The sequence below is a fragment of the Kitasatospora sp. NPDC091257 genome (assembly GCF_044757675.1).
GTDB lineage: Bacteria > Actinomycetota > Actinomycetes > Streptomycetales > Streptomycetaceae > Kitasatospora > Kitasatospora lactacystinica.
On record NZ_JBIVVI010000880.1, the window covers coordinates 1 to 3,961 of the forward strand.

Annotated in this window: 3 protein-coding genes; all 3 read right to left on the minus strand. The window is 74.6% G+C overall.

What is annotated here, in order from left to right; all coding sequences use genetic code 11:
* Window positions 1-13 precede the first annotated feature (13 nt).
* On the minus strand, window positions 14-1,792 hold the full coding sequence (locus tag ACIQOV_RS31285) for an acyl-CoA dehydrogenase family protein (protein WP_401054020.1): 1,779 nt from the start codon (window positions 1,790-1,792) through the stop codon (window positions 14-16).
* Between the two features lies 1 nt (window position 1,793).
* Window positions 1,794-3,563, minus strand: a complete 1,770-nt coding sequence (locus ACIQOV_RS31290) for a fatty acyl-AMP ligase (RefSeq protein ID WP_401054021.1) — start codon at window positions 3,561-3,563, stop codon at window positions 1,794-1,796.
* Window positions 3,564-3,633: 70 nt separating this feature from the next.
* On the minus strand, window positions 3,634-3,961 hold a 328-nt coding region (locus ACIQOV_RS31295), incomplete at its 5' end, for a DUF6059 family protein (protein WP_401054022.1).

Consider the following 3,961-nt stretch of genomic DNA (forward strand, 5'->3'; position numbering starts at 1 on the left):
GCCGCGGAGTCGGTCAGCATGGCGCCCCCTCGGCAGGACGGTCGTCGGTGGGTGCGGGGCGGTGCAGCCGCAGCGGGAGCAGGGAGTGCAGCGCGCCGGCCGCCCGGGTGTCGCGCAGCCGTGCCAGCAGCGCGGGGTAGGCCTCCGGCCGGGGGCCGTCCTGCTCGCCGAGCCGGACCAGCAGCCGGTCCAGGGCGGGCCACAGCCAGACGCCGTCGCGCCAGAGCGCGCCGGTGCGTCCCCGGGCGGCGGCCCGGTGGTTGTGCGCCCACAGGCCCAGGCAGGCGGCGCCCGCCAGGCAGAGGCTGTAGCGCCGGGCGACCTCGAAGGCGGCGGTCGGCACGTCGGAGACCGGGGAGCGGTGGGCGGCCATCTCGGCGTGGACGCGGCCGGTCACGGCGAGCAGCAGTTCGGCGGCCTCCAGGGCGCCGTCGAGCGCGGGGTCGTGCCCGGCCTCGGCACGCAGGGCGGCCACGGAGGCGGGCAGCGACGCGACGATGCCGCTGCCGCCCTTGGCGACCAGGGAGAGCCGGGACGGGTCCAGGGCCGGCAGCGGCGCGGCCAGGTCGAAGGCGGTGGCGGCCCCGGCGGTGTCCCCGGTGCCCCGCTCCCAGCCGCGGGACAGTGAACGGAACTGGTTGACCAGGGAGTTGAGGTTGACCAGGGTGTTGCCGTCGAACAGTCCGACGATCCGGTGGTCCCGGTCGACCTTCTGGAACATGCCTCCGGCGTGCTCCCCCTTGAGGAAGGCGCGGGCGCCCAGCAGCCGGGTCAGTTCGGCGATGACCTGCTCGGTGCCGGTGGGCACCAGGTACTTGGTGGCGGCGGCGGCCACGCCGAGTTCGCCGGTGAGGGTGTGGACCGAGCGGATCGCGACCGTCGCCAGCGCCTCGCCGACCAGCACGTCGGCGGCGGCCGAGGCGAGCACCTGCCGCGCCTGCGGCAGGTCCACCAGGCGGCGGCCGTACAGCTCCCGCCGCTCGGCGAAGTCCAGGGCCAGCGCGAGGGCATGGTCGGCGGCGCCCAGCGACAGCGCGGCGCACATCGTCCGGGTCAGCTGGAGCGCCTTGAGCACCGTCTCCAGGCCGCCGCCCTCGGTGCCGACGAGGGCGGCGGCCGGCACCGGGGCCCGGTCGTAGGCGATGCCGCTGATGTCGGCGCCGCGGATGCCGTGGGTGCGGATCTTGTCGAGGCAGCGGTAGTGCTCCGGGCCGAGGCCGCGCTTGTCCATCAGCAGCACGCTGAACCCGCGCGGGCCGCCGGCCGGGTCGGTGCGTACGAGCGCGGACAGGACGCTGCCCCGGGTGGCGTTGTTGATCAGCCACTTCTCGCCGCTGACCAGCCAGCCCCCGGCGCCGTCCGGTTCGCCGTGCACCTCGTCGGCGAGCAGGTCGCTGCCGTGCGCCCGCTCGGTGAGGCCCAGCGACACCGGGACGCCGGCGCGGATGTCCGCGGCCAGCCGGGCGGCCTGCTCGGGGCTGCCCGACACCCAGACGCAGACGCCGCCCAGGTAGGTCTTGCCGTGGCCGATCGCCACGGTGAGGTCGCGGCGGGCGACGGTCCGCATGACCTGCATGACGGTCTCGTAGTCGGTGAGCCGGCCGCCGTGCTCGGCGGGCACGTAGTGGTCCTGGAGGCGCCAGTCCTCCAGGACCCGGCAGATGTCGGCCGGGAAGGTCTCGCTCTCGTCCAGCTCCAGGCTGCGGGCGTACGAGAACACGGTGCCGGGGGCGTCCGGGTCGCCGAGGAACTGTTCGAGCTCCTCGGCGACGCGGTACGGCGCGTGGTCCATGTCAGCCCACCGGTTCCGGGTCGCGGGTGCCGACGAGCTCGCGCACCGCCGGGTCGAGCACGGCGTGCAGCGGGGTGACGGCGCCCTCCAGGAACAGCTTGCGCATCAGGGTCCGCTGGATCTTGCCGCTGGTGGTGCGGCGGACGGTGCCCGGGCGCACCAGCAGGACGTTGCCCGCGGGCACCGCGAACTCCCGGCTGACCAGGGCCTGGACGGTGGCGGTGAGCTTCTTGAGGTCCTGGTCCGCCAGGGCGCTCGGGCGGACCTCGTGGATCACCACCAGGTGCTCCTGGCCGGTGTCGACGGCGAAGACCGCTCCGGCGCCGAAGGCCGTCGGCTCCAGGGCGCGCACCGCGTTCTCCACGTCGTACGGGTAGATGTTGCGGCCGTTGATCAGGATCATCTCCTTCAGCCGGCCGGTCACGAACAGCTCGCCGCGCTCCACCGCGCCCAGGTCGCCGGTCCGCAGCCAGCGGCCGAGCTCCTCCGCGCCGGCGATCCGGGCGCCGAACACCTCCGCGTTGACCTCGGGGCGGTCCCAGTAGCCGGAGGAGACGCTGGCGCCGCGCACCCAGATCTCGCCGACCTCGCGCTCGGGGCGTTCCGCACGGGTCTGCGGGTCGACGATGCGCACCTCGAAGTCCTCGGAGCCCACGACGCCGCTGGAGGCCAGGGCCCGCGTCGGCTCCCGGAGGAACGGCCCCTCCAGCCGGCCCGCCTCCAGGCCCGCGGCGTCCACCTCGCGCAGCACGGCCGGCCGGCCGTGCCGCTTGCCGGAGACCAGCAGCGTGGTCTCGGCCATGCCGTAGCAGGGGAAGAACGTGTCGGCCCGGAAGCCGTACGGCCCGAAGCGCTCGGCGAAGGCCCGCAGGGTGTCGGCCCGGACCGGCTCCGCGCCGTTGCAGGCGACCTGCCAGCTGGACAGGTCGACGCCCTCCAGGTGGGCGTCGGTCACCCGCCGCAGGCAGAGGTCGTAGGCGAAGTTGGGGGCGGCGGAGATGGTCACCCGGTGCTCGCCGATCAGTTCCAGCCAGCGCACCGGACGGCGCAGGAAGGAGGTCGGGGACATCAGCACCGCGCTGGTGCCCAGCCACAGCGGCTGGAGCACGTGCCCGATCAGGCCCATGTCGTGGTAGAAGGGCAGCCAGCCGCCCAGCACGGTGTCCGGGCCGCTGCCGGTGGAGCGCTGGATGGCGGCCTCGTTGGCCAGCAGGTTGGCGTGCGAGACCATCACCCCCTTGGGCTCGCTGGTCGAGCCGGAGGTGTACTGGAGGAAGGCCAGGTCCTCGGGGCGCAGCCCCGGGTCGCGCCAGGCGGCGGCGTCGCCCACCGGCCCGTCCGTGGCGAGGCAGAGCACGTCGGAGAAGCCCTCGTCCGCCAGCCACGCCCCGACGTCCGGCGCGTGCTTGCCGATGGTCAGCACGGCGCCGACCCGGGCGTCCCGGACGATCCCGGACACCCGCTGGAAGTGCTGGCCCTGCTCCGTGGGCAGGGGCGCCGGGACGGCCACCGCGCCCGCGTACAGGCAGCCGATGAACGCCGTCAGGAACTCCAGTCCCGACGGGTACAGCAGCAGCACCTGCCGGCCGGTCATCCCCCGGTCCTGCAGCCAGGCCGCCAGCTCCTTCGCCGACCGGTCCAGGCCCGCGTACGTGAGCCGTTCCGGTTCCACCCCCCGCACCCCGTTCTCCAGGAACAGGTAGGCGTCCGCATCCCCACGCTCTGCCGCCCGCGCGAGCACCAGCTCCGCGAACGATCGGAAACCCGCCACCGTCAATCCCCCTCGTTCGGTCGACACGTCCGGACCGATCATCAGTTCGAGCACTAAAGCCGCCGTTGCGCTACACGCGCCTGCGCAGGCCCTCCAGTTGGGCCCACAGCTCCTGCTCCCGCTCCGACAGCGGGACCCCGCGCAGCAGGCGCTCGGGATGGTCCGCCGGCGGTTCCTCCAACGGCGCGGGCGCCGGCTCCCGGCCGACGGTCAGGTGGTACTCGACCGTCACCGCCCCGAACATCGCGCCCAGGTTGGCCAGCGCCCGGACCCAGCCGACGGCCATCCGCCGCAGCACCGCACGCCGCCGCTCCCCCGGCCGCGCAGGTACGGCCAGAGGATCTCGTCCTCGCTGTGGTGGTGCCAGTCGATCACCGAGCGCAGCCGCCCGAACCACT